Below are 22,610 nucleotides of genomic sequence, written 5' to 3'. Positions count from 1 at the left end.
CAGCGTTGACGGTCCCTGTTCGGAACTGTTTGCTCCGAAGGGCGAGTTCGGGCCAGCGGGGCTGAAATACTTTGGAAATATTCGAGATCGACCATCGGATTCCGGTCATGCGCATTCCGTGTGCGGTGCCCGCCGCCGAGGCCCGCACCAGCGCCAATTCCTCCCCGGTGTGACGATCATGAGGGTGGAGCATTGAATTCCGTACGGAGTCAATGTGATCTGAGTCACATCGGGTCATTCTTTAGGGGACTCTGGTCTAATGGGTTGCTCTTTTGTCGGCGGTCCCTGGGGGCGCGGTGTTGGATGTCCGGAACGGATCCCTGGCGGAACCCTCCGCCCCCGAGGCGGGCGGCGGACCGCCGGGCGGGCTCGCGGCGGCGCCCCCACGCCCGTACGCGATCCTCGCGGGCGTGTTCTGCGCCCTCTACTTCCTGTACTCCTGGGTCCAGTACACGCAGTTCCGCAACCCGTCCTGGGACCTCGGGATCTTCGAGCAGTCGGTCCGGGCCTACGCCGAGCTGCGCGCCCCGATCGTCGACATCAAGGGCCCCGGCTTCCTCATACTCGGGGACCACTTCAGCCCGGTGACCGCGCTCCTCGCGCCGCTCTACTGGGTCTGGTCCTCCCCCCTCGCCCTGCTCTTCGCCCAGGCGGCGCTCTTCGCCGCCTCCGCCGCCGTCGTCGGCCGCACCGCCCAGCAGGTGCTCGGCAGCCGGGCGGCCGGCATCGGCCTCACCGTGGCGTACGGGCTCTCCTGGGGCCTCCAGGAGGCCGTCAAGTCCGACTTCCACGAGATAGCCTTCGCCGTCCCGCTGCTCGCCCTCACCTGCCGGGCCCTGCTCCTCGGGCGCTGGACCGCCGCGGCCGCCTGGGCCGCGCCGCTCGTCCTCGTCAAGGAGGACATGGGGCTCACCGTCGCCATGGTCGGCGCGGTCCTCTTCGTGAAGGGCCAGAAGCGGCTCGGCGGCGCGCTGGCCGGTTTCGGCGTGGCGTTCTTCGCGCTCACCGTGCTCGTCCTCATCCCGGCCGCCAGCAAGGTCGGCCAGTACGACTACTGGGCCAAGATCGAGAAGACCGGCGAGGGCGCGGACGTCTCCCTCCTCGACTCGGTCGTCGGCGCCTTCGGCCCCGGCGACAAGTGGGAGATGGTCTTCTTCCTCGTCGGCATCACCGGCTTCCTCGCCCTGCGCTCCCCGCTGATGCTGCTCGTCCTGCCGACGCTCGCCTGGCGCTTCCTCTCCCAGGACCCCAACCACTGGGGCATGGTCTGGCACTACAGCGCCCTCCTCATGCCGATCGTCTTCCTCGCCCTGGTCGACGCGGTCCGCGCGGTGCGCACCTCACCGCGCCCCTGGCTCGTCGCGTACGGGAAGGTCGTCGTCCCCGTCGTCACCGCGATCGCCGTCGTGCACGCCCTCGACCTGCCGCTGCGCGAGCTGCTCCGCTCCGAGACCTACCGCACCGACGCCCGCACCCTGGACGCCCGCCGCGCGGTGGCCGCGGTGCCGGAGGGGGCCAGCGTCGAGACGAACGTGACGCTCATGGCGCACCTCACCGGGGACCACCAGGTCTACTGGGTCGGCGGCGCGACCGGCGTCAGCCCCGACTACCTCGCCCTCGACCTGAACTCCGGCTGGTCCCAGCCCGTCACCGACCCGGTCCAGCTGGCCTCCCAGCTCCACCCGGAGACGCGCTACACGATCGCCGCGCAGTCGGGGCAGTTCGTGGTGCTCAAGAGGGCCTGAGCGGCATGCCGAAGGGGCCCGGTTCCAGGACGGAACCGGGCCCCTTCGCCGTACGGGGATCCGTACGGCCGTGGATCAGTACTGCTGGCGCTGGCGGTTGAACCAGGCCGAGCCGTCCGCCTTGGCGCAGAAGACGATGACGATGACGCCCATCGCGAGGCTGAGGACACCGAGCGGCAGCGAGAAGATGCTGAACAGCACGATGAAGGCCGCGTACACGATGGAGCAGATGCGCACGCCGTTGCCGCCGGACTTGAACTTGGCGGCGAGCACCATGCCGAGGACGGCGAAGATGATCGAGAAGATGCCGACGCCGATCATCAGGCCCTGGCCCAGGTTGGCGAAGGCCTCCGCGTCGGCGGTGGACGCGCCGGACTTCTCCAGCTCGCCGTCGATCGCGAAGGAGACGGCGATGGCGATGATGCCACCGATCAGGTTGAGGGCGCCGATGATCCAGAGCATCACGCGGGCCGCCTTCACCCCGCCCGGCATCTCCGTCGGGCCGGCCGGGAAGCCGCCGTACTGGTTGACCGGCGGGGCGGCCGGGTAGCCGTAGCCCTGCTGCGGCGGGACACCCTGGGGGGTCTGCTGCGGGTAGCCGTAGCCGGGCTGCTGGCCGCCCTGGGGCTGCTGGCCGTAAGGGTTGTTCGGTTCGCCGAAGCTCATCGAGGTGTTCCTCCGTGAATTCTGTGCGGGGACGGCGCGGTCCGCGCGGAGGAAGTTGCACCACGTGTTTCACCACATATGAGCGGTTTTGCCCCCCGGCACTGCCCGCGGCACTGCGCGGATCATCGTCCTCAATGCGGCGACTGCTTGTCCAGTCGATACGCAGCGGAGTTGTGCAAGTGCAACCATCGGTCCCGAATTGGAAACAGCGGGGGGTCATCCGGGAGGATGGCCGTATGAGCGCCCAGATTCTCGACGGCAAGGCCACCGCAGCCGCGATCAAGTCCGATCTGACCGCCCGTGTGGCGGCCCTCAAGGAGCGGGGCGTCACGCCCGGTCTCGGCACCGTCCTGGTCGGCGACGACCCGGGCAGCCAGAAGTACGTCGCCGGCAAGCACCGCGACTGCGCCCAGGTCGGCATCGCCTCCATCCAGCGCGAACTGCCCGCCACCGCCACCCAGGAGGAGATCGAGGCCGTCGTCCGGGAGCTCAACGAGGACCCCGACTGCACCGGGTACATCGTCCAGCTGCCGCTGCCCAAGGGCATCGACGAGAACCGCATCCTGGAGCTGATGGACCCGGCCAAGGACGCCGACGGCCTGCACCCGACCAACCTCGGCCGGCTGGTCCTCAACGAGCCCGCCCCGCTGCCCTGCACGCCGTACGGCATCGTCCGGCTGCTGCGCGAGCACGGCGTGGAGATCAACGGCGCCGAGGTCGTGGTCGTCGGCCGCGGCGTCACCATCGGGCGCCCGATGCCGCTGCTGCTGACCCGCCGCTCCGAGAACGCGACGGTCACCCAGTGCCACACCGGCACCCGCGACCTCGCCGCGCACCTGCGCCGGGCCGACATCATCGTCGCCGCGGCCGGCGTGCCCCACCTGATCAAGCCGGAGGACGTGAAGCCGGGCGCCGCCGTCCTCGATGTCGGCGTCTCCCGCAACGGCGAGGGCAAGATCCTCGGCGACGTCGACCCCGGTGTCGCCGAGGTCGCCGGCTGGATCTCGCCGAACCCCGGCGGCGTCGGCCCGATGACCCGCGCCCAGCTCCTCGTCAACGTCGTCGAGGCCGCCGAGCGCGCGGCCGGGGAGCTCTGACCGTGCCGCCCCCCGGCACCCCGAAGGAGCCGACCGGGGCCGCGGAGCCGGTGGACGCGGCGTCGGCGCACGCGGCCGGGGCGGACGTGCCCGGGGCGGACGTGCCCGCGGTGGACGTGCTCGGGGTGGATGCTCCGGCGTCGGACGCGCCATCTGTAGGGGACACCGCGTCCGGCGACTCCGCGTCCGGTGACGCGACGCCCGGCGACGCGGGGGCCGTCAACTCCGCGCCCGCCGACGCCACGCCCGGCGACACCCCGCCCGAGGACCCCGCGCCCGCCTCCCGCCGCCACCCCCGCGCGACGCTCACCACCGGGACCACGCGTCCCGAGGGCGGCGGCCGGGCGGCGCCCGGGGACGCCTCGGCGCCCGCGCGGCAGTGGCCGTTGCTGACCGTGCTCGGGCTGGCCGCGCTCGGGCTGCTGGTCGTGGGCACCGATCTGTTCCCGCAGGCGTTCCGGGTCGGCACGCTCCTCGTGGGCGTCGCGCTGCTGACGGGCGCGGTGCTGCGGCGCACGCTGCCGTCGGTGGGCATGCTGGCGGTCCGCTCGCGGTTCACCGACATGATCACGTACGGGGTGATGGGTGGCCTGATCGTGCTGCTCGCGCTCATGGTGCAGCCGCAGCCCTGGCTGAAGATCCCGTTCCTGGAGGACGTCCTCCACCTCACGGTGACGTAGCCGTCCCCGGCCCCCCGTACAGATCACGGCGCCCGTCCTCTCCCCCGAGGGAGGACGGGCGCCGCTGTGATCAAGGGTCATGTACGCGCCAATATCGTTCAAGGGCTGCCGGACCGTTGTGGCACGGAAGTGACCGTTCCGGTACTTGGGTGGCAGTGAGCCGTCCCACAAGGGGTCGGGGATTCCCCGGGGCCCGGGTCGGATAGCCTGACCGACGGATATCTCTTCACGTCGAGACAAGGATCGATCAAGAGGGGTATCCCGCACCCGGGGCAGGGACCCCCCACCGCCAGCTGTCTTACGGAGATCGCCATGACCCGCACTCCCGTGAATGTCACCGTGACCGGCGCGGCCGGCCAGATCGGCTACGCGCTGCTCTTCCGCATCGCCTCCGGCCACCTGCTCGGCGCGGACGTGCCGGTCAAGCTCCGCCTCCTGGAGATCCCGCAGGGCGTCAAGGCCGCCGAGGGCACCGCCATGGAGCTCGACGACTGCGCCTTCCCGCTGCTCAAGGGCATCGACATCTTCGACAACCCGAACGCGGGCTTCGAGGGCGCCAACATCGGCCTGCTCGTGGGCGCCCGCCCGCGCGGCCCGGGCATGGAGCGCGGCGACCTGCTCGCCGCCAACGGCGGCATCTTCAAGCCGCAGGGCGAGGCCATCGCCGCCCACGCCGCCGACGACATCAAGATCCTGGTCGTCGGCAACCCGGCCAACACCAACGCCCTGATCGCCCAGTCGGCCGCCAAGGGCGTCCCGGCCGAGCGCTTCACCGCGATGACCCGCCTGGACCACAACCGCGCGCTGACGCAGCTCGCCCAGAAGACCGGCTCCGCCGTCGAGGACATCAAGCGCCTCACCATCTGGGGCAACCACTCCGCGACGCAGTACCCGGACATCTTCCACGCGGAGATCGCCGGCGAGAACGCCGCCAAGCTGGTCAACGACGAGGCGTGGCTGGCCGACACCTTCATCCCGACCGTCGCCAAGCGCGGCGCCGCGATCATCGACGCCCGTGGCGCGTCCTCGGCCGCCTCGGCCGCCAACGCCGCCATCGACCACGTCCACACCTGGGTCAACGGCACCGCCGACGGCGACTGGACCTCCATGGGCGTCCCGTCGGACGGCTCCTACGGCGTCCCGGAGGGCCTGATCTCCTCCTTCCCCGTCACCTGCAAGGACGGCCAGTACGAGATCGTCCAGGACCTGGACATCAACGAGTTCTCCCGCACCCGCATCGACGCCTCCGTCAAGGAGCTCGTCGAGGAGCGCGACGCGGTCCGCGAGCTCGGCCTGATCTGAACCGGATCCGGACCCGAGAGGGATCCGGTCCGCGGCTGATCCGAGCCCACGCGGTTCCTTCCCACCCGACGCCCCCGGCCCGTTCGGCCGGGGGCGTCGTGCGTTCTATGCTGTCCCCTCGCGCGGACCGGTCGCCAACACCGCCGCGCGTCAGCAGAGTTCGACACCATCGGGGGAACCATGGCGCAGTCGTTCGTACCTCAGCAGCCCGGACCACCACCCGCCGCCGACCCGCGCGCCGCACCCGCGGCCAGCGAGGCCACCCGGCTGCTGTGCGCCGGGACCTACCTCGACGACCGGTTCCGCGACGCCGTCATCGACGAGCTCTACGTCCACGAGGAGCGCGTCGTCGCGCCCTCCCTCGGACTCGACGCGGCCCGCGTCCTCGCCCACGCCCTGCGCGCCCGCCGCATCGAACTCGGCTGGGCCGCCGCGATCCTGGCCCTGTGGATCATCGCCTTCCCGGTGACCAAGGGCCTGGTCATGCTCTTCGTCCTGCCCTTCCTGCTGCTCGGGATCGCCCGCTGGGTCCGCGGCCGCTCGGCCCGCGCGCCCTTCTACCGGACCGTCCCCGCCTTCCTGCTGCGCTGGTACGGGCGGCTCACCCTGATCCAGTCCGTCCTGCTCCTCCTCGTCCTGGCGCTCGCCGGCGAGGAGACCCGCTGGGAACTCCTCGGAGACCTCGGCGAGTGGGGCGAGGTCTTCGGCCTCGTCCTCAGCGGCGTCGCCCAGGAGATGTGGGGCATCGGGCGCCTGGAGGTCTGGCTCACGATCGCCGTCCCGCTGCTGCTCGCCTGGGCGGTGGCCACCCAGCGCGGCCAGTTCGCCCGGTCGCTCACCGGCGAGCTGTCGGAGGACCACTTCGCGAACGTCGCCGCGGACCCGGCGGAGCAGGCCCAGGGCGCCCGCTTCCGGCGGCTGCGCGACCGGATCAGGACCGAACAGCACGCCCGGCTCGTGATGTACCGCTCCGAGAACCCGTTCTGCGGCGCGGGCGAGGCGTACGAGCCCTGGTCGCTCTCCGTCGAACTGCGCCCCCGCAAGAACCTGGAGGGCGCGGCGCCCGAACCGCTCGACAACAGCGCGATCATGCGGCACATCGTCCCGCTGGTCGAGGCCCTGCGGGTGCCGTCCCCGCACAGCACGCCGGAGATCACCGCCGCCGTACGGGACCGGCTGCGCGGGCTGGAGATCGACGAGGTCGTCTTCCTGCCCGTCGACGGTCTGAAGACGACGCGGGCCTCCGTCCCGTACACCCCCGAGTTCTTCGAACTGCACCGCTCCTCCGCCATCGAGGAGGGCGGCGAACCCCGCCGGCACTTCCTGCGGATCAGGGTCGGCGGCTGGGGCGAGGAGATCGTCACGACCGTGTTCGTACGGGTCCACACCCAGGGCGGCATGCTCATGCTGGAGGTCGCCCCGCACGTGCTGCGGCCGGTCGCCCCGCTGTACCGCTACGCCGACCGGATCGCCCACCGCTACCGCCACAACCACCACTTCGGCAAGGCCGTCTGGGCGCTCGGCCAGGCCCCCAGCTCCGCGGGACAGGCCCTCGTCACGCTCGGCCGGGCCCTCGCCCACGTGTGGCGGCAGAACACCGGCGGGCACGCGGGAGCCCTGCCCGAGGGGCCGCGGATCTCGGTCCGCGAGCTCGGCTCCGACGACGAGGCCTCCCTCTTCCAGGAGATGGACGTCAGCCGCTACCTGAAGAGCATCCAGGACCGGGTGGCGAACGGGGTGACCGTCGCCCTGCGCCAGGCCGGTTACGAGACCGCCGAGTTCGAGCAGAAGATCGTGCACGTCGCCGAGGGCGGGACGTTCATCGAGAACACCAAGGGGAACGTCACCATCGGCGACCACAACACCGTCACCAGCAAGACCTTCCAGACGACGAAGAGCGGAGGCGAACGTGGCTGACCAGGGTCAGGACCAGGGCCAGGGCCGGAACAGGCCCGCGGCGGGCGGCATCAGCATCACCAACACCCAGGGCAACGTCACCGTCGGCGACCACAACACCGTGTCGTACACGGTGCAGGGCACGCAGCCCGACCGCGACCCCGCGCAGGAGGAGCTGCTCCAGGCCATCCGCAGGCTCCGCGCCGACCTCGGTGGGGTCGTCGCCTCCGAGCAGACGACCGCCCTCGACGCCGAACTCTCCGACGCCGAGGACGAGATCGAGGGCACGGGCGCCGCGGGCACGGGCCGCCTGACCCGGCTCCGCCAGGCCCTGACCGACGCCGGTGCCGTGACCGGCATCCTCGCCTCGGGCGTGGCGGTCGTCCAGGCCGTCGGCGCCCTGCTCGGAGGATGAGATGAGCGGGTACGGGGGAGAGGTGCGCTGGAACGACGAGAAGCAGCGCTGGGAGACGGTCACCGGACCCCCCGGCCCTCAGCCGTCCCAGCCCGCGCCGCAGCCACAGCCCCTCCAGATCCAGCCGCTTCCGGCCCAGCCCCCGCCGGCCCAGCCGCACCTGCCGCCGCAGCCCCCGCCGTACGACCCGACCGTGGGCCTCGGTCCCGGCGGCGGCCTCGGTCCCGGCTCCGTCCCGGCTCCGGCGCCCGGGCGGTCGCGGAACGTGGTCGTCGCCGGGGTCGTGGTCGCGGTCCTCGTCGCCGGGGGCGTCGGCGGCTGGCTGGTGTGGGGCCGCGACGGGAACACGAAGGGGACGGCGGGCTCACCCGGCACCTCGGTCAGCGCGCCCGGCGATCCGGGACAGTCCACCGACCCGGGCTCCGGACCGCCGTCCGACTCGCCGTCCGACTCGGCCTCCCCGTCGGACAGTTCGGCCCCCATGGACGACATGCCGCCGCCCGGCTTCCACGCGGTCGAGGACCCGGAGGGCTTCGTCATCGCCGTCCCCGAGAACTGGAACCGCACCTCCTCCAAGGAGGGCGTCTTCTACAACTCGCCCGACGGGAAGAGCCTGGTGCAGATCTTCACCCTCGCGTCCCCGGACACCACCCCGTACGCATCGCTCCAGCAGACCTCCCGGAACCTCGCCGGGAACCCCGGCTACCAGGAGATCTCGCTGGAACGGACCGGCGAGGGCGACACGGCCGAGCTGGTGTACGCGTACGACCGGGAGGAAGGCCGCCGCAAGGTGGTCGACCGGGCGTTCACCGGCACCGACGGACGCCAGTACGCGATCCTCGTCGCGGGGCCGGAGACCGACTGGCCCAAGCAGCGGGAGAACCTGACCACGGCCCTGGAGTTCTTCAGGCCGTGAGCAGCCCCGCCGCGAGCTCCCTCGTCCCGGCCAGGGTGCGAAGGAGCAGGCCCTGCCCGAAGGTGATCCGGGTGGCGCCGAGCCGGCCCAGCTCGGCGAACGACGGATCGCCCGGCCGGGCCAGGAAGTTGAGCGGCCCCTCGACCCCGGCGGCCCGCAGCCGGGGCAGGTCCGCGGCCGGCGCGAGGATCGGGAAGACGCAGTCCGCGCCCGCCGCCGTGTAGAGGCGGGCGCGCTCGGCGGCCTCGTCGACGGTCCCGCCGTGCAGGTACGTGTCCACCCGGGCGTTCAGGAAGAGCGCGGGCCCCGCCTCCGCCCGTACCGCCGCAAGCCGTTCGGCCTGTGCGCGCGGGTCGCGCGGGCCGTCCGTACGGTCGGAGTCCTCCAGGTTGAGGCCGACGGCGCCGGTCTCCAGGACCCGGGCCACCAGCTCCTTCGCGGAGAGACCGTACCCGGCCTCCAGATCGGCGGTGACCGGGACGGAGACCGCCCGGACGATCCGCGCCACGGCCGCGAACATCTCGTCGGCCGGGGTCTGCCCGTCCTCGTGGCCGAGCGCTGCGGCGATCCCCGCGCTCGGCGTGGCCAGGGCGGGAAACCCGGCCTCCTCGAAGACCCGCGCGGAGACGGCGTCCCACGGCCCCGGCAACACCAGGGGCCGCCCGCCGGCCGGCACCGCGTGCAGCGCCCGCAGCTCCTCGGCGCGGCTCACCGCTTGTACATCCCCGCGGTGTAGTGGCCCGGGGCCATGCGGGTGCTGACGCCGATCCGGTTCCAGGAGTTGATGACCGTGATGGCACCGATGAGGTGGGCGAGCTCGGTCTCGTCGAAGTGCTCGGCGGCCTGCGCGTACACCGCGTCCGGCACGAAGCCGTCGGTGAGGACGGTGACCGCCTCCGTCAGGCCGAGGGCGGCCAGCTCGCGCTCGGTGTAGAAGTGCCGCGACTCGCGCCACGCCGAGAGCTGGACGATCCGCTGCACCGTCTCGCCGGCCGCGATCGCGTCCTTCGTGTGCATGTCCAGGCAGAAGCCGCAGTTGTTGATCTGCGAGGAGCGGATCTTGATCAGCTCGTAGAGGGTCGGGTCGACATGCTTCGACGCGGCGATCTCCAGGCCGACCATGGCCTTGTAGAACTCCGGGTGCAGCTCGGCGAACGCGAGGCGGGGCGCGTGCTCGTGGGCGTAGGCGGTCTTCTCGGTGTGCTGCGTCGTGGTCGTCATGAAGTTCACCGTACGGTCCGGATGGCGCCCGGGTATGGTCCATTTCCATGGCAAACGAGTGGGCCACTTTCGGGACCGACCTGCATCTGGAACTGAGCGGACAGGGCCTGCGCAACGGCCTCATGGACGCGCTCCGGGAGGCCGTGCGCAGCGGACGCCTGGAGGCAGGGGTACGGCTGCCCTCCTCCCGGTCGCTCGCGGCCGACCTGGGGGTGGCCCGCAACACCGTCGCCGACGCGTACGCGGAACTCGTCGCGGAAGGCTGGCTGACCGCCCGGCAGGGCTCGGGCACCCGGGTGGCCCGCCGCTCGGTCCCGCGCCGCCCGGCGCACCCCCGGATCGGCACCCCACCCCACTCCCCACCCGGCACCCCCACCTACAACCTGAGCCCCGGCACCCCCGACCTCGCCTCCTTCCCCCGCGCCGACTGGCTGAAGGCCACCCGCAAGGCGCTCATGGCCGCGCCCAACGAGGCCTTCGGCTACGGCGATCCGCGCGGCCGGATCGAACTGCGCACGGTGCTCGCCGAGTACCTGGCGCGGGCGCGGGGCGTGTACGCGCGGCCCGAGCGGATCGTGGTCTGCTCCGGGTTCGTGCACGGACTGATGCTCATGGGGCAGGTGCTGAAGGCGCGGCGGGCGCGGGAGGTGGCGGTCGAGGCGTACGGACTCGACGTCCACTGGGACATCCTGGCCCGCGCGGGCCTGCGCATGCCGGCGCTGCCCTTCGACGAGCGCGGCACCCGCACGGAGGAGCTGACCGCGATGAGCGGAGTGGCGGCCGTCCTCATGACCCCCGCGCACCAGTTCCCCATGGGCGGCGCGCTCCAGCCGGACCGGCGGGCGGCGGCGGTCGACTGGGCGCGGGCGTCCGGGGGCCTGATCCTGGAGGACGACTACGACGGGGAGTTCAGATACGACCGCCAGCCCGTCGGCGCCCTCCAAGGGCTCGACCCGGAGCGGGTCGTCTACCTCGGCACCGCGAGCAAATCCCTCGCGCCGGGACTGCGGCTGGCCTGGATGGTGCTGCCGGAACACCTGGTCGGCGAGGTGACCGAGGCGAAGGGGGCGGTGGACTGGGTGTCGAGCGTGACGGACCAGCTGACCTTCGCGGAGTTCCTGGGCTCAGGGGCGTACGACCGGCACGTACGGGCGATGCGCCTGCGCTACCGCCGCCGCCGCGACCAGCTCGTCGAGGCGCTGGCCGCGCGCTCGCCCGAAACCCGGATCAGCGGCATCGCCGCCGGCCTCCACGCCGTCCTCGAACTCCCCCCGGGCACCGAACGCTCAGTCACCCGAGCCGCCGCCTTCCAAGGCCTGGCCCTCCAAGGCATCAACCGCTTCCGCCACCCGGACACGCCACTGGCCTCCGACGCCCTGATCGTCGGCTACGGCACCCCGACGGACAGCGGCTGGCCGGGCGCGCTCGAAGCCCTGTGCCGGGTCCTTCCGTAGGCTCAGCCCACGGCTTCCGCCTCCGCCTCCGCTTCCGGTGCGGCCGGGGCCTCGCCGAAGCGGGCCAAGGTCAGGGAGCCGGCGATCGCGACGGCGAAGCCGAGGATGGCGAGCCAGCCGTAGCCCTCGCGGGTCTGGTCGCCGAGCCAGGCGACGCCCACCACCGCCGGCCCGATCGTCTCGCCGAGCACCAGCCCCGCCGTCGCCGTCGTCACCGACCCCCGGTGGAGCGCCGAGGTCAGCAGCAGGAACGCCGCCCCGCCTCCGACGAGCAACGCGTACAGCGCCGGATTGGTGAGGTCGATCGAGTCGATCAGCCTTACCGCGACCTCGACCACCCCGAAGCCGGCGCCGGCCGCGAGCCCCAGCGTGAGGGCGCGGGGCCGCTCCGGCAGCCGTCCCGCCGCCGCGCCGACCGCGAGGACGGCGAAGGCGGCGGCGAGCAGCCCCCACTGGAGCGTCGCGGAGTCGGTCCCGTCGTGCCCTTCCCGCCCGGACGCGAGGGCCAGCATGGCGAGCCCGAGGCACACCACCCCGACCGCCGCCCATTCGATCCGCCGCAGCCGGACGTTCAGGACGCGCGAGGCGATCACCGCCGTCACCGCGAGGCTGGCCGCGAGCGAGGCCCCCACCGCGTAGATCGGCAGGGTCCGCAGGGCGACGATCTGGAGGACGAAGCCGAGGCCGTCCATGCCGAGCCCGGCCACGTACCGCCACTGCCGCAGCGCCCGCCACAGCAGGGTCACGTCGACGCCGCTGCCCGTGCCGGGCTCGGCGGCCCGCGCGCCGAGCGCCTGAAGTACCGACGCGGCTCCGAAGCAGAGCGCGGATCCGAGCGCACACACCATCCCAAGAAGCACGAAAGGGACTCTAGTGCGAGCGGGATCGGGCGGCCGCACCGGCCGGGCCTACACTGTGCGATCGCAACAGACTTCGGGGAGAGCGGGGGAGGACGGGCCATGCGCAGGCTGAGGTCGGGCACGGTGGTACTCGGCGGCGTGAGCGTGCTCGCGGCGACCCTGACGGCGTGCGGTTCGGAGCCGGACCGCCGCTGCGTCGACCCGGTGACGTACAAGGAGCTGCCCGACTACAAGTGCGAATCGGGCGGCGGCGGCTCCAGCGACGGCAGCACCACCTCCACCGGCCGCTACTACTACGGCGGCTCGGTCAGCAGCGGCAGGGCGAGCGGCGGCAGCTTCGACAGGGCGGCCGTCGACTCGGGCGGCTTCGGCGGCCACCACTCGGGCTCCGGCGGCGGCTGATCCCCGGATGGAACGTCACCGGATCGACCCCCGCCCGGACTGGCAACGGACCGTCGAGGAGCAGGGTCTGATCTACCCGCTGACCCGCTACCCGGACGACTCGCTCCGCCCGTACTGGGACGAGAGCGCCTACTACTCCTTCAGCCTGCCCGAGGTGGAGGCGTTGGAGGAGGTCGTCGAGGAGCTGCACGCGATGTGCCTGGCGGCGGCGGCGCACATCGTCGAGAAGGACCGTTTCGCCGAACTCGGCATCACCGATCCCCGGCTCGCCGCACTGGTCGCCGAGTCCTGGCGCCGCAGGGCCGAGCTCCCCACCATCTACGCCCGGTTCGACCTGCGCTACGACGGCACGGGCCCGGCGAAGATGCTGGAGTACAACGCCGACACCCCGACCTCCCTGGTGGAGGCGGCGAGCCCGCAGTGGTTCTGGATGGAGGAGCGCTTCCCGGGCGCCGACCAGTGGAACTCCCTCCACGAACGCCTCGTCGACGCGTGGCGGCGCCAGGCCCACCTGCTGCCGCCGGGCAGCCCGGTGCACTTCGTGCACACCGACGGCGACGAGCTCGGCGAGGACCTGATGACGGTCGCGTACCTGCGCGAGACCGCACAGCAGGCCGGCCTCGACACCGCGGCGCTCTCCGTCGAGCGGATCGGCTGGGACCGCATCTCGGGCCGCTTCGTCGACGACCGGCTGCGTTTCATCCGCGCCTGCTTCAAGCTCTATCCGTGGGAGTGGCTGACCACGGACCGGTTCGCCCCGCACGTCCTCGACACCCTGGACAACGGCGGCGGCACCGGCACCACCTGCTGGATCGAGCCGGCGTGGAAGATGCTGCTCTCCAACAAGGCCCTCCTCGCGATCCTGTGGGAGCTCCACCCGGGCCACCCCAACCTGCTGCCCGCCTACCTCGACGGCCCCCGCGAACTCGCCGCCGCCTCCGGCCCCGGCTACGTGTCCAAGCCGCTGCTGGGCCGCGAGGGCGCGGGCGTCACCCTCCACCCCCCGGGCGAGGCGCCCGTCGTACGGGACGAGCCCTGCTGCTACCAGGAGCTGGCCCCGCTGCCGGACTTCGAGGGCAACCGGGTGGTGCTCGGCGCGTGGACGGTCGGCGACGAGGCGGCGGGCCTGGGCATCCGCGAGTCGGCGGGCCTGATCACGGACGAATACGCCCGCTTCATCCCCCACGTCATCCTCTAGCGACGCTACTCGGCGACGTACTCCCGCAGGGGCGCCGGCTTCAGTCCGGCCGCGTCGGCGAGGTCCAGGGCCCGCCGCAGATCCTGCTCCAGCGTCTCGTTGAAGTGCAGCAGGATGATGTCGCCGGCCTTCAGTCGCGGCGTGGGCGGCGTCCACTGACCCCAGGTGGTCAGGTCGTACGTCCACGTCACGACGGCCTTCGCCCCGCAGGCGCGGGCCGTGGTCCGGGTGGTGGCGTCGTACACCCCGTACGGCGGACGCAGCAGCCGCGGCCCGTCCCCGAACTGGGCGAGGTGCTGGTCGCGCGCCCCGCAGACCTCGGCGTTCTGCCCGGCGGCGTCGAGGGTGGTGAGGTCGGGATGGTTGACGGTGTGGTTCTCGACGCGGGACCGCCCCTGGTCGAGCAGGGTGTGGAAGTAGCCGGAGTCGTACGAGTAGGCGCCCGGCAGCAGGAAGAGGGAGGCGGGTACCCGCCGGTCGAGCAGCAGCTTGGCGGCGGCGGGATCGTGATACCAGCCGTCGTCGATGGTGATGAAGACGACGGGGTCGCCGGTCTCCACGTGGGAGACGACCGGGACGGGCTCGGGCCAGGCCGCGAGCGGGGCGGCCTGGGCGGAGCCGCCCAGGCCGCCGAAGAGCGCGAGGGGAACGAGCGCGGCGAGCGCACCACGCAGGGCACGATGCAGACGTGGTCTGGACATGGCCGAATCATTGGCCTAGACCAACTACCGTGTCAATGCCCCGACTTGACCCGATCGCCGACGAGGCGGGAGGGGGCCGGGGCCGGAGGGTGGGGGTGTCCGGACGTGGCGGCGCCCGTAACGAGCGAAGCGAAGTGAAGGTCGCAGTCCGGCCACCCCCACCCGGAGGCCCCGGCCCCCGGCGGGGCACCCCGGCTCACCCACCGGTCAGGCGCCCGGCCAGGCGCCCCGCCCGAACAAGGTCCCGCCCGCGCACCCCCACCCGCGCACCCCCACCCGCGCACCCCCGGCCAGCCGCCCCCCTGGGCTCACCCCCCGGCCAACACCTCCCGCAACTGCTGAAGCCCCCAGTCCAGATCCTCCTTGCTGATCACCAGCGGAGGAGCGATCCGGATGGTCGACCCATGGGTGTCCTTCACCAGCACCCCCCGCCCCATCAACCGCTCGGAGATCTCCCGCCCCGTACCCCGCGAGGCCACGATGTCGACCCCCGCCCAGAGCCCCCGCCCGCGCACCGCCTCCACGGCGCCGCCGCCCACGAGCAGCCCGAGCTCCGCGTGGAGGTGGTCACCGAGTTCGGTGGCCCGCTGCTGGTACTCGCCGGTCTCCAGCATCGCGATCACTTCGAGGGCCACCGCGCAGGCCAGCGGATTGCCGCCGAAGGTCGACCCGTGCTCACCCGGCCGGAACACCCCGAGCACGTCCCGGTCGGCGACGACCGCCGAGACCGGCACGACACCGCCGCCGAGCGCCTTGCCCAGGATGTAGACGTCCGGCACGACCCCCTCGTGCTCGCAGGCGAAGGTCCGCCCGGTCCGCCCGAGCCCGGACTGGATCTCGTCGGCCATGAACAGCACGTTCCGCCGGGCCGTGAGCTCCCGCACCGCGCGCAGGTAGCCGGCCGGCGGGACGAGCACCCCGGCCTCGCCCTGGATCGGCTCCAGGAGCACCGCCACGGTGTTCTCCGTGACCGCCGCCTCCAGGGCGGTAAGGTCGCCGTACGGAACGATCTCGAACCCCGGCGTGTAGGGCCCGAAGTGGTCCCGTGCCTCGTGGTCGGTGGAGAAGCTGACGATCGTGGTGGTGCGGCCGTGGAAGTTGTTCCCGGCGACCACGATCTTCGCGTGCCCGTCCGGCACGCCCTTCACCTCGTACCCCCACTTCCGGGCCGTCTTCACCGCCGTCTCGACGGCCTCGGCGCCGGTGTTCATCGGCAGCACCGCGTCCTTGCCGCACAGCGCGGCCAGCCGCGTGCAGAACGCGCCGAACCGGTCGTGGTGGAAGGCGCGCGAGGTGAGCGTCAGCCGGTCCAGCTGCGCCCGCGCCGCGTCCAGGAGCCGCGGGTTGCCGTGCCCGAAGTTGAGGGCGGAGTACCCGGCGAGCATGTCGAGGTAGCGGCGCCCCTCGACATCGGTCATCCAGGCGCCTTCGGCGGAGGCGACGACCACGGGCAGGGGGTGGTAGTTGTGGGCGCTGTGCGCGTCCGCTGCAGTGATCTCGTCTTGCGTTCTCGACACGGGATCTCCGATCGTCCTGCGGCCAGGGGCGGGTGTGGCCCCCTTTTCTTATCGTCGCTCGCATGCCGGACGGGGAAACCTGAGCTGACGGCGCGCCCGCTAGGCTGGAAACACGCGCGGCGACTGGCGTACGGGGAAGCGACCCCGGGGGAGCCGCGCGCGGCAGACCACACGAGGTGCCGCCCGCCTGGGCATCACGGGAACCGACCGGGTCCCGCGTGGCGCCGCACGAACGAGCCGCGGCGCTCGGGGGACCGTCCACCCGACCCCCGGAGCGACACCGTGACTCCCACCGCCTCCCCCCAGCCCGCCGCCGGCCGGCACCCCGCGCTGACGGCCGCCGACCCCGACCTGGCCGCCCTCGTCGACGCGGAGGAACGCCTCCAGGCGGAGACCCTCCGCCTCATCCCGAGCGAGAACTACGTCTCCGCCGCCGTCCTGGAAGCCTCGGGCACGGTGCTGCAGAACAAGTACAGCGAGGGCTACCCGGGCCGCCGCTACTACGAGGGCCAGCAGAACATCGACCGGGTCGAGACCCTGGCCGTCGACCGGGCCAAGGCCCTGTTCGGTGTGGAGCACGCCAATGTGCAGCCGTACTCGGGCTCTCCGGCGAACCTCGCCGTGTACCTGGCGTTCGCGCGGCCGGGTGACACGGTGATGGGCATGGCCCTGCCGATGGGCGGCCACCTGACCCACGGGTGGGGCGTCTCCGCGACGGGCACGTGGTTCCGGGGCGTCCAGTACGGCGTACGCCATGAGGACGGCCTGATCGACTTCGACCAGGTGCGCGACCTCGCCCTCAAGGAACGCCCGAAGGTGATCTTCTGCGGCGGCACGGCGCTGCCCCGCACGATCGACTTCGCGGCGTTCGGGGAGATCGCGAGGGAGGCGGGCGCGGTGCTCGTCGCGGACGTCGCGCACATCGCCGGCCTGATCGCGGGCGGCGCGCACCCGTCGCCGGTGCCGTACGCCGACGTGATCTCCACGACCACGCACAAGACCCTGCGCGGCCCGCGCGGCGCGATGCTGATGTCCCGCGAGGAGCACGCGAAGGCCCTCGACAAGGCGGTCTTCCCCGGCCTCCAGGGCGGCCCGCACAACCAGACCACGGCCGCGATCGCGGTGGCCCTGAAGGAGGCGGCCCAGCCCTCCTTCCGTACCTACGCGCACGCCGTCGTCGCCAACGCGAAGGCGCTCGCCGAGGCCCTGCTGGCCCGCGGCTTCGACCTGGTCTCGGGCGGCACGGACAACCACCTGATCCTGATGGACCTCACCCCGAAGGAGGTCCCCGGCAAGATCGCGGCGAAGGCCCTGGACCGGGCGGGCATCGTCGTGAACTACAACACCGTCCCGTACGACACCCGAAAGCCCTTCGACCCCTCCGGCATCCGCATCGGCACCCCCTCCCTCACCTCCCGAGGCCTGGACGTCACGCACATGCCGCAGCTCGCCGACTGGATCGCCCGAGCCGTCACGGCGGCCGACAAGGCGGACGAGGCCGCCCTGAAGACCATCCGAGCCGAGGTCGCCGACCTGATGTCCGCGTACCCGGCCCCGGGCCTGCCGCTCTAGTCAGGCGGCCTCGGTACCGGCGGCCGTGTGCCGGCAGTCGAGGCACCGGCCGCCGGACGGCGGTGCGCCCCGGAAGGGGCGCCCGCAGTCCTCGCATTCCGAGAACGGGGAACGCGGCGACGTCAGAGTCACGCGGCTGCGTGGCGCGGAGACGGGGGCGGAGAGGGAGACGGGCAAAGGCGGCGGGAGGAGTGCCGCGAGCCGGTGGGCGACGAGGCTGGCCGGGTGGGCCAGGTTGTCCGGGAGGCTCGCGGAGAGGGTGCGGCGCACCGCGTCGGGGTGGGCGCCCCGGTCCAGCCAGGCCGTGACGTCCGGGGCAAGGCGTTCGATGTCGCGGGCGCCGAGGAGAAGGCGGGGCTCGTGGATCCGGAGCTCCGCGAGGAGCACGGCGGCGGGGCGGTCGCGTTCCTCCAGCGGGGGAGGAGCGGGCCGCTTCGGCTTCGCGGCGGGCGCGGACTCGGGCGACACCGGGTGCGTCGTGCGTACGGGCGTGGGCTCAGCCCCCGGCCGGTTGTACGAGATCGTGCGCGGCACGAACGTCCCGTCGGGCAGCCGCTCCCTGGTCCGCTTCAGGTAGCCGTGCTTCTCCAGCTCCCGCAGGCCGACGGCGATGCGCAGCTCGCTCTCCGGATGCCGGGCGGCAATGGTCTTGATGCCGACGCTCGCCCCGGCGGGCAGAGACTGGATGTACAGGGCCAGCCCCTTGGCGAGCAGGGAGAGCTCGCGGTGCTGGGCGAGGTGGTTGCCGACGACCGTGTAGCGGGTCGTGTGCCGGACGTTGACGTGGAGAAGTCCGCGTACTGCGCGCGACTGCGCGCTAGTGTGCGTAGTACCCATCGGGAAGTGTTGCCTTCCTCGGTGGTCAGGCCCTCGATCGGGATGCCAGTCCCGGCCGGGGGCCGACGCATGTCTGGAGTTGTGTGGGGTGGTGCTGGCGTGAGCATATGCCAGCGAACCGGCTCGGAATCCAGCCCAGTTGACTCAATTCACCCGCCCGGGTGACACCGGTCTCCGGGGAGGCTGGAGGGGTGGGGAGGGTAATTCCCCCAGCCTTTAAAGCCTTTACGTCGCGAACGACCGCGACGCGGAGATCCGCGACGCGGAGGCCCACGGTGGGCCGGACGGGATCACAGGCCACCCGCCCGCAGCATGGGCCGCCCCCGCTCGTAGACCGCGCGGGCATGGGCATTGCCGAGGTGCGGCCGGAGCGAGGTGAGCATGACGCGGACGCGGTCGTCGCAGCGGCCGGACTGGACCCGTGGGTAGTCGTCCAGGACCCGGTGCCAGTCGACGCATGCCTCTTCCAGGCGCCCGATCCGCAACTTCCGCTCCGCGAGCATCGCGTTGTAGCGCACCCGGGTGCGGCGGTAGACCGGCTCCCGCAACCGGTCGGCCAGCTCCAGCGACTCGATCGAGCCGGCGACGTCGCCGAGCTCGTGACGCACCTGCCCGACGTGGTAGTTGAGCGCCGACGGATCGTAGGAACCGAACGCCTTCGCCCGCGACTCGGCCTTCTCCATCGCCGCCTCCGCCTCCTTGATCCGCAGCAGTGCGCCCACTCGGTCGCCCGTCCGAGCGGCGGAGTGCGCCTGCTGCCCGGTGAGGAAGGCGAGCATGCGCGGGCCGGCCTGTGGCGAGGCAGAGGCGGCGGCGTCGGCGAGGCGGAGGGCGAGCGGACCGTGGCCGAGATCGACGGCCTGGACGCTCATGCCACGCAGGGTGGTGCAGTACGTCAGATGGTCGCCCGCCGCTCCGGCGAGTTCGAGCGCCTTGGTGTAGTAGTGCTGGGCCAGGCCGTCCTTCCGCTCGTCCATCGCCATGTAGCCGGTCAGATAGCAGTGATCGGCGGCAGCCGTGCGCAGAGCGTTCCTGACCCCGTCGGAAGCTGTGGCCCGCAACGCGGGAACGATCGTGTTCACCAGGAACGCGGCCGCCATCGGACGCGCCATCCGCCCACCGAACCTGTCGTCGAGACCGCTGACGTGCTCGGTCATCGCGACGATCGCCTCGACCTCGGCCCGCCCGATCCGGGTGTGCGGATCGGCCCGCACCTTCTCCAGCCGATCCCGCACATCCGGCCACCCGGGAATCACCGCCGCGGCCGAGAACAGTCCCGCGCCGAGCACACCCCTGCGTGATGGGTCCATGTCCGCACTCCCGAGGTCGAACAGCCCGGCCACCGTATCCGCCCCGTCGTCGAAGTCGTCAGGGGTTCGCGTGAAGCCCGCCGCGTACGCGCTGACGGGCCGGCCCACCTTGCGCGCGAGCGCTTCGAGAATCAGCGGCCGGACGGGCTTCCTCGGCAGGCTCCCCGCCAGCCAGTGCGGCACGGCGGACTCGTCGTATCCGAAGGGGATGCCGACCTCCGCGCCCACGCGCGCGATGGCGCGGATGAACTGGCCGCGCGACCAGCCGGTCTCCTCGAAAAGCGTGGCCAGAGACGTGTTCGGTGTGCGTGCCGTCATGGATTCCCCCTGAACTTTCACGGCTTTCACAGCCCCGTACCGCTTCAACGGTACTCACGTTGCGTGTCCGTCAGTTGACTGAACATCACCCGGTTGAAGAGGAGCACCGCATGACCATTCCCGATCCACCTCCCGGCGCACCGAGCCGCGCGCTCCGCGTCCGCGCCGCAGCGGGCTGGGAGCGCTTCATGCGCCGTACCGAGGAACAGACGGCCCACGAGGCCGGTCCGGACGGCTACGAGCGGCATCCGCTGCTGCACGCACGAGTCCGTGACACCGCCAGCGGAGCCGAGGGCGAGCTCACCGCCGTCACGCACGAACTCCACAGCGACGGCCGGGTGGTCCGCATCGCGCACATCCGGGCGGGGAACGGCATCGAGTGGACGGCTGCCGCCGACAACATCCAGGCTGCCCGCCCACAGGTCCGCGCCAGTCACACGGGTGGCGAGATGAGCACGAACGTCGATCGGCCACGGCTCGCGCCGGTGCCTCGGGCGGTGGTGATGCAGCCGACCACGCTGTGCCAGCCGATGGACTGCACCTACTGCTACCTGCCCTTTCGCAGAACCAAGCACCTCATGCCCCAGACGGTCGCGGAGGCCGTGGCCCAAGCGGTCAACGGATGGGCGGCGCACGACCCCGCCTTCGAGGTCGTGTGGCACGGTGGCGAACCCCTCTCCGCCGGCCGGGAGCACCTGGCCGCGCTCATGACGCCGTTCGACGGCGTGAAGCACACGCTGCAGACGAACGCCGCCCTGATCGACGACGCCTGGTGCGCGTTCCTGCGCGAACACGACGTGCACGTCGGGGTCAGCATCGACGGCCCCGAGGACATGAACACCCGTCGGGTCACCCTCGCCGGCCGCCCCGGCTTCCGCCCCGCCATGCGGGGGATCGACCGGTTACGGCGGCACGGCATCCCCTTCTCCGCGATCGCTGTCGTCTCGGACCCCGATCCCGCGCACGCGGCCCGGTTCTACGAGTTCTTCGTGGAGCTGGGAGTGACCACGCTCGGGGTCAACGTCGAGGAGGAGGAAGGCGTCAACCGTGGCGCGGTACGAGCCGACCCCCGACACGCCACGGAATTCTGGCAGGCGCTCGCCGACGCCTGGAGTGCCGCGCCCGTCGTGCGGCTTCGTGAGCTGTCGCGGGTGATGAACTTCGCCCGGGCCGTGCTCGACGGCCAAGCCCAGGCGGCGGCTCCTCCCACCGCGCCATGGGACCCACTGCCCACCGTCGCCCACGACGGAGGGGTGGTCATGCTCTCTCCGGAGCTGGCCGGGTTCACCGACGACCGCTTCGGGGACTTCACCACCGGCAACGTGCTCCGCGACGGGCTCGACGTGCTCGTGGCGGAGGCCGAGGAACGCACCCCTTGGATCACCGAGTTCTGGCAGGGCGTGGACGCCTGCCGCGCCACCTGCCCGTATTTCGCCTTCTGCGGCGGAGCCCATCCGGCCAACCGCTACTTCGAGCACGGCGGCCGGATGGACGGGACCAGGACCCGGTACTGCAGCACCGCCAAGATCGCTCTCATCGAAGGAGTCACCCGTCATGCCGCCGAACACCGCCACTGACCTCGTGATGGACTCGGCCGAGGGATTCCGGTCCCTCCTGGAGGCCGCGGGCAGCCAGGCCCTTGCCGCGTTCGACAACCGCCCCACCTGGGACAACCCGACGCCCGCGTTCGACAACCGTCCTACGTGGGACGACTGGAACAAGAAGTCCTGACCCGTCCTGACCGGGAGGTCCTGCCCGTTCCGGCGAGCAGGCCCTCCCCGGCGTCGCGAGAGGAGCCTCATGGCCGCCGCCCGTACCTTCGGTCGTCTCACCGTCACGACCCCCGACCTGGACGAGCCGGGTCTCTATCTGTCCCACGTCGAGACCCTGGAAAGCCCCCGTGGCATCCTCCAGGACTTCACCTACGGCGGCGTGGATCTGCGTGCACTTGATATCGCCGACCTGCGGCTCGTCACCGGCCGCGTCCATGGCGTCCGAGCGCGGCAGACCTCCTTCGAGGCGCTGAACCTGCACAACGTGGAGTTCATCGGCAGTGATCTGGGCACGGCCCGCTGGATCGAGGGCAAGCTGTCGCGCGTCCTCGTGCGCGACTGCAGGTTCCTGGGAGCCGCGCTGAGCGGCCTGACCCTGGACGACGTGCTGTTCGAGCGGTGCAGATTCGACTACGCCACCTTCGACAGGGTCCGAGCCGCCGGCCCCGGCGCCTTCCACGAGTGCGTCCTCACCGAATCCGTCTTCACCGACTGCGACCTGTCCGGCGTCGCCTTCTCCGCCTGCACGCTCAGGCTCACCGAATTCGGAGCCGGTCGCTACCGGGGCACCGACCTGCGGGGCAACGACCTCTCGGCAGTACGTGGAGTGGCGCATCTCGCGAAGGTACGGATCGGGCCGGGGCAGCAGAGCGACCTCGCCCAGGCCCTCGTGAACGAGCTCGGCATCACCGTCGGGGACGGCTGAGGGGGAGCGAGAGGGGGACGGACCA

Annotated in this window: 22 protein-coding genes and 1 riboswitch; of the genes, 14 read left to right on the top strand and 8 right to left on the bottom strand. The window is 72.1% G+C overall.

Annotated features, from left to right (window positions below):
• Window positions 1-296: 296 nt before the first annotated feature.
• A complete protein-coding gene (locus ACZ3ZE_RS16160) occupies window positions 297-1,745 on the top strand; it encodes a DUF2079 domain-containing protein (RefSeq protein ID WP_467259477.1) in 1,449 nt (482 codons plus the stop codon).
• A 75-nt stretch (window positions 1,746-1,820) separates the two neighbouring features.
• Here the strand turns inward: ACZ3ZE_RS16160 and ACZ3ZE_RS16155 are convergent, their stop codons facing one another.
• Window positions 1,821-2,411 carry a DUF4064 domain-containing protein gene (locus tag ACZ3ZE_RS16155; protein ID WP_361166294.1) on the bottom strand — a complete coding sequence of 197 codons (591 nt, stop codon included), beginning with the start codon at window positions 2,409-2,411 and terminating at the stop codon, window positions 1,821-1,823.
• Window positions 2,412-2,647: 236 nt separating this feature from the next.
• Here ACZ3ZE_RS16155 and ACZ3ZE_RS16150 point away from each other — a divergent pair, with 236 nt between their 5' ends.
• From ACZ3ZE_RS16150 to ACZ3ZE_RS16125, 6 genes are all read left to right on the top strand, one after another.
• Window positions 2,648-3,508, top strand: coding sequence for a bifunctional methylenetetrahydrofolate dehydrogenase/methenyltetrahydrofolate cyclohydrolase (locus ACZ3ZE_RS16150; protein ID WP_361166297.1), 861 nt, complete (start codon window positions 2,648-2,650; stop codon window positions 3,506-3,508).
• Window positions 3,505-4,188, top strand: coding sequence for a DUF3017 domain-containing protein (locus ACZ3ZE_RS16145; RefSeq protein ID WP_467259794.1), 684 nt, complete (start codon window positions 3,505-3,507; stop codon window positions 4,186-4,188). The genes ACZ3ZE_RS16150 and ACZ3ZE_RS16145 overlap by 4 nt, the downstream gene beginning before the upstream one ends.
• A 312-nt stretch (window positions 4,189-4,500) precedes the next feature.
• Window positions 4,501-5,490: a malate dehydrogenase gene (locus tag ACZ3ZE_RS16140; protein ID WP_442305030.1), complete on the top strand. Its 990-nt coding sequence runs from the start codon at window positions 4,501-4,503 to the stop codon at window positions 5,488-5,490.
• Window positions 5,491-5,670: 180 nt separating this feature from the next.
• The gene (locus tag ACZ3ZE_RS16135) at window positions 5,671-7,407 is read left to right on the top strand and encodes a hypothetical protein (protein WP_361166306.1); all 1,737 of its coding nucleotides are present in this window, start codon (window positions 5,671-5,673) and stop codon (window positions 7,405-7,407) included.
• Window positions 7,400-7,801, top strand: coding sequence for a hypothetical protein (locus tag ACZ3ZE_RS16130; protein ID WP_361166309.1), 402 nt, complete (start codon window positions 7,400-7,402; stop codon window positions 7,799-7,801). The genes ACZ3ZE_RS16135 and ACZ3ZE_RS16130 overlap by 8 nt, the downstream gene beginning before the upstream one ends.
• A gap of 1 nt (window position 7,802) precedes the next feature.
• Entirely contained in the window at window positions 7,803-8,717 is a 915-nt protein-coding gene (locus ACZ3ZE_RS16125; RefSeq protein ID WP_467259475.1) for a serine/arginine repetitive matrix protein 2, read from the top strand.
• Here ACZ3ZE_RS16125 and ACZ3ZE_RS16120 read toward each other — a convergent pair.
• On the bottom strand, window positions 8,707-9,429 hold the full coding sequence (locus ACZ3ZE_RS16120) for an isocitrate lyase/PEP mutase family protein (RefSeq protein ID WP_361625512.1): 723 nt from the start codon (window positions 9,427-9,429) through the stop codon (window positions 8,707-8,709). The genes ACZ3ZE_RS16125 and ACZ3ZE_RS16120 overlap by 11 nt on opposite strands.
• Entirely contained in the window at window positions 9,426-9,938 is a 513-nt protein-coding gene (locus tag ACZ3ZE_RS16115; RefSeq protein ID WP_361166318.1) for a carboxymuconolactone decarboxylase family protein, read from the bottom strand. Before ACZ3ZE_RS16115 ends, ACZ3ZE_RS16120 begins: the two co-directional genes overlap by 4 nt.
• 47 nt (window positions 9,939-9,985) lie before the next feature.
• On the opposite strand from ACZ3ZE_RS16115, the gene pdxR reads away from it, so the two are divergent.
• Window positions 9,986-11,392: a MocR-like pyridoxine biosynthesis transcription factor PdxR gene (gene pdxR / locus ACZ3ZE_RS16110; RefSeq protein ID WP_467259472.1), complete on the top strand. Its 1,407-nt coding sequence runs from the start codon at window positions 9,986-9,988 to the stop codon at window positions 11,390-11,392.
• Window positions 11,393-11,394: 2 nt separating this feature from the next.
• Here pdxR and ACZ3ZE_RS16105 read toward each other — a convergent pair whose 3' ends face one another.
• Window positions 11,395-12,240 (bottom strand): DMT family protein, encoded by an 846-nt coding sequence (locus ACZ3ZE_RS16105; protein ID WP_361625554.1) that lies wholly within the window; start codon window positions 12,238-12,240, stop codon window positions 11,395-11,397.
• A gap of 111 nt (window positions 12,241-12,351) precedes the next feature.
• Here ACZ3ZE_RS16105 and ACZ3ZE_RS16100 point away from each other — a divergent pair, with 111 nt between their 5' ends.
• Both ACZ3ZE_RS16100 and ACZ3ZE_RS16095 read left to right on the top strand, forming a co-directional pair.
• Complete coding sequence (locus tag ACZ3ZE_RS16100; RefSeq protein ID WP_361166324.1) at window positions 12,352-12,654, top strand: hypothetical protein; 303 nt, start codon at window positions 12,352-12,354, stop codon at window positions 12,652-12,654.
• Window positions 12,655-12,661: 7 nt separating this feature from the next.
• Window positions 12,662-13,852 (top strand): glutathionylspermidine synthase family protein, encoded by a 1,191-nt coding sequence (locus ACZ3ZE_RS16095; protein ID WP_361166327.1) that lies wholly within the window; start codon window positions 12,662-12,664, stop codon window positions 13,850-13,852.
• Between the two features lie 5 nt (window positions 13,853-13,857).
• Here ACZ3ZE_RS16095 and ACZ3ZE_RS16090 read toward each other — a convergent pair whose 3' ends face one another.
• Together ACZ3ZE_RS16090 and rocD are read right to left on the bottom strand one after the other, a co-directional pair.
• On the bottom strand, window positions 13,858-14,553 hold the full coding sequence (locus ACZ3ZE_RS16090; RefSeq protein WP_442305026.1) for a polysaccharide deacetylase family protein: 696 nt from the start codon (window positions 14,551-14,553) through the stop codon (window positions 13,858-13,860).
• Window positions 14,554-14,861: 308 nt separating this feature from the next.
• Window positions 14,862-16,070, bottom strand: a complete 1,209-nt coding sequence (gene rocD / locus ACZ3ZE_RS16085; protein WP_361175641.1) for an ornithine--oxo-acid transaminase — start codon at window positions 16,068-16,070, stop codon at window positions 14,862-14,864.
• Window positions 16,071-16,179: 109 nt separating this feature from the next.
• Window positions 16,180-16,270: riboswitch (ZMP/ZTP riboswitch) on the top strand.
• A gap of 82 nt (window positions 16,271-16,352) precedes the next feature.
• Between rocD and ACZ3ZE_RS16080 the strand changes: the two genes are divergently transcribed.
• Window positions 16,353-17,642, top strand: coding sequence for a serine hydroxymethyltransferase (locus ACZ3ZE_RS16080; protein WP_467259469.1), 1,290 nt, complete (start codon window positions 16,353-16,355; stop codon window positions 17,640-17,642).
• On the opposite strand, the gene ACZ3ZE_RS16075 is transcribed toward ACZ3ZE_RS16080, so the two are convergent.
• Together ACZ3ZE_RS16075 and ACZ3ZE_RS16070 are read right to left on the bottom strand one after the other, a co-directional pair.
• Complete coding sequence (locus ACZ3ZE_RS16075; protein WP_361175647.1) at window positions 17,643-18,479, bottom strand: helix-turn-helix domain-containing protein; 837 nt, start codon at window positions 18,477-18,479, stop codon at window positions 17,643-17,645.
• Between the two features lie 290 nt (window positions 18,480-18,769).
• Window positions 18,770-20,107, bottom strand: coding sequence for a tetratricopeptide repeat protein (locus ACZ3ZE_RS16070; protein WP_361175650.1), 1,338 nt, complete (start codon window positions 20,105-20,107; stop codon window positions 18,770-18,772).
• A gap of 110 nt (window positions 20,108-20,217) precedes the next feature.
• Between ACZ3ZE_RS16070 and amcB the strand changes: the two genes are divergently transcribed.
• From amcB to ACZ3ZE_RS16055, 3 genes are all read left to right on the top strand, one after another.
• Window positions 20,218-21,684: a cyclophane-forming radical SAM peptide maturase AmcB gene (amcB, locus tag ACZ3ZE_RS16065; RefSeq protein WP_361175653.1), complete on the top strand. Its 1,467-nt coding sequence runs from the start codon at window positions 20,218-20,220 to the stop codon at window positions 21,682-21,684.
• A complete protein-coding gene (gene amcA, locus ACZ3ZE_RS16060) occupies window positions 21,662-21,838 on the top strand; it encodes a multiple cyclophane-containing RiPP AmcA (protein WP_361175656.1) in 177 nt (58 codons plus the stop codon). The genes amcB and amcA overlap by 23 nt, the downstream gene beginning before the upstream one ends.
• A gap of 69 nt (window positions 21,839-21,907) precedes the next feature.
• Window positions 21,908-22,585: a pentapeptide repeat-containing protein gene (locus ACZ3ZE_RS16055; protein ID WP_467259466.1), complete on the top strand. Its 678-nt coding sequence runs from the start codon at window positions 21,908-21,910 to the stop codon at window positions 22,583-22,585.
• Window positions 22,586-22,610 lie beyond the last annotated feature (25 nt).

Source organism: Streptomyces sp. NPDC023157, from assembly GCF_055560575.1.
The sequence above is the reverse complement of the archived record's forward strand: the minus strand, read 5'-3'. Positions and strand labels throughout refer to the sequence as shown.

Excerpts from the sequence above, each read along its gene's own strand:
- ACZ3ZE_RS16155 (WP_361166294.1), bottom strand. The coding sequence starts at position 2,411 with ATGAGCTTCGGCGAACCGAACAACCCTTACGGCCAGCAGCCCCAGGGC.
- ACZ3ZE_RS16150 (WP_361166297.1), top strand. The coding sequence starts at position 2,648 with ATGAGCGCCCAGATTCTCGACGGCAAGGCCACCGCAGCCGCGATCAAG.
- ACZ3ZE_RS16140 (WP_442305030.1), top strand. The coding sequence starts at position 4,501 with ATGACCCGCACTCCCGTGAATGTCACCGTGACCGGCGCGGCCGGCCAG.
- ACZ3ZE_RS16135 (WP_361166306.1), top strand. The coding sequence starts at position 5,671 with ATGGCGCAGTCGTTCGTACCTCAGCAGCCCGGACCACCACCCGCCGCC.
- ACZ3ZE_RS16125 (WP_467259475.1), top strand. The coding sequence starts at position 7,803 with ATGAGCGGGTACGGGGGAGAGGTGCGCTGGAACGACGAGAAGCAGCGC.
- ACZ3ZE_RS16115 (WP_361166318.1), bottom strand. The coding sequence starts at position 9,938 with ATGACGACCACGACGCAGCACACCGAGAAGACCGCCTACGCCCACGAG.
- pdxR (WP_467259472.1), top strand. The coding sequence starts at position 9,986 with ATGGCAAACGAGTGGGCCACTTTCGGGACCGACCTGCATCTGGAACTG.
- ACZ3ZE_RS16105 (WP_361625554.1), bottom strand. The coding sequence starts at position 12,240 with ATGGTGTGTGCGCTCGGATCCGCGCTCTGCTTCGGAGCCGCGTCGGTA.
- ACZ3ZE_RS16100 (WP_361166324.1), top strand. The coding sequence starts at position 12,352 with ATGCGCAGGCTGAGGTCGGGCACGGTGGTACTCGGCGGCGTGAGCGTG.
- ACZ3ZE_RS16095 (WP_361166327.1), top strand. The coding sequence starts at position 12,662 with ATGGAACGTCACCGGATCGACCCCCGCCCGGACTGGCAACGGACCGTC.
- ACZ3ZE_RS16090 (WP_442305026.1), bottom strand. The coding sequence starts at position 14,553 with ATGTCCAGACCACGTCTGCATCGTGCCCTGCGTGGTGCGCTCGCCGCG.
- ACZ3ZE_RS16075 (WP_361175647.1), bottom strand. The coding sequence starts at position 18,479 with ATGGGTACTACGCACACTAGCGCGCAGTCGCGCGCAGTACGCGGACTT.
- ACZ3ZE_RS16070 (WP_361175650.1), bottom strand. The coding sequence starts at position 20,107 with ATGACGGCACGCACACCGAACACGTCTCTGGCCACGCTTTTCGAGGAG.
- amcB (WP_361175653.1), top strand. The coding sequence starts at position 20,218 with ATGACCATTCCCGATCCACCTCCCGGCGCACCGAGCCGCGCGCTCCGC.
- amcA (WP_361175656.1), top strand. The coding sequence starts at position 21,662 with ATGCCGCCGAACACCGCCACTGACCTCGTGATGGACTCGGCCGAGGGA.
- ACZ3ZE_RS16055 (WP_467259466.1), top strand. The coding sequence starts at position 21,908 with ATGGCCGCCGCCCGTACCTTCGGTCGTCTCACCGTCACGACCCCCGAC.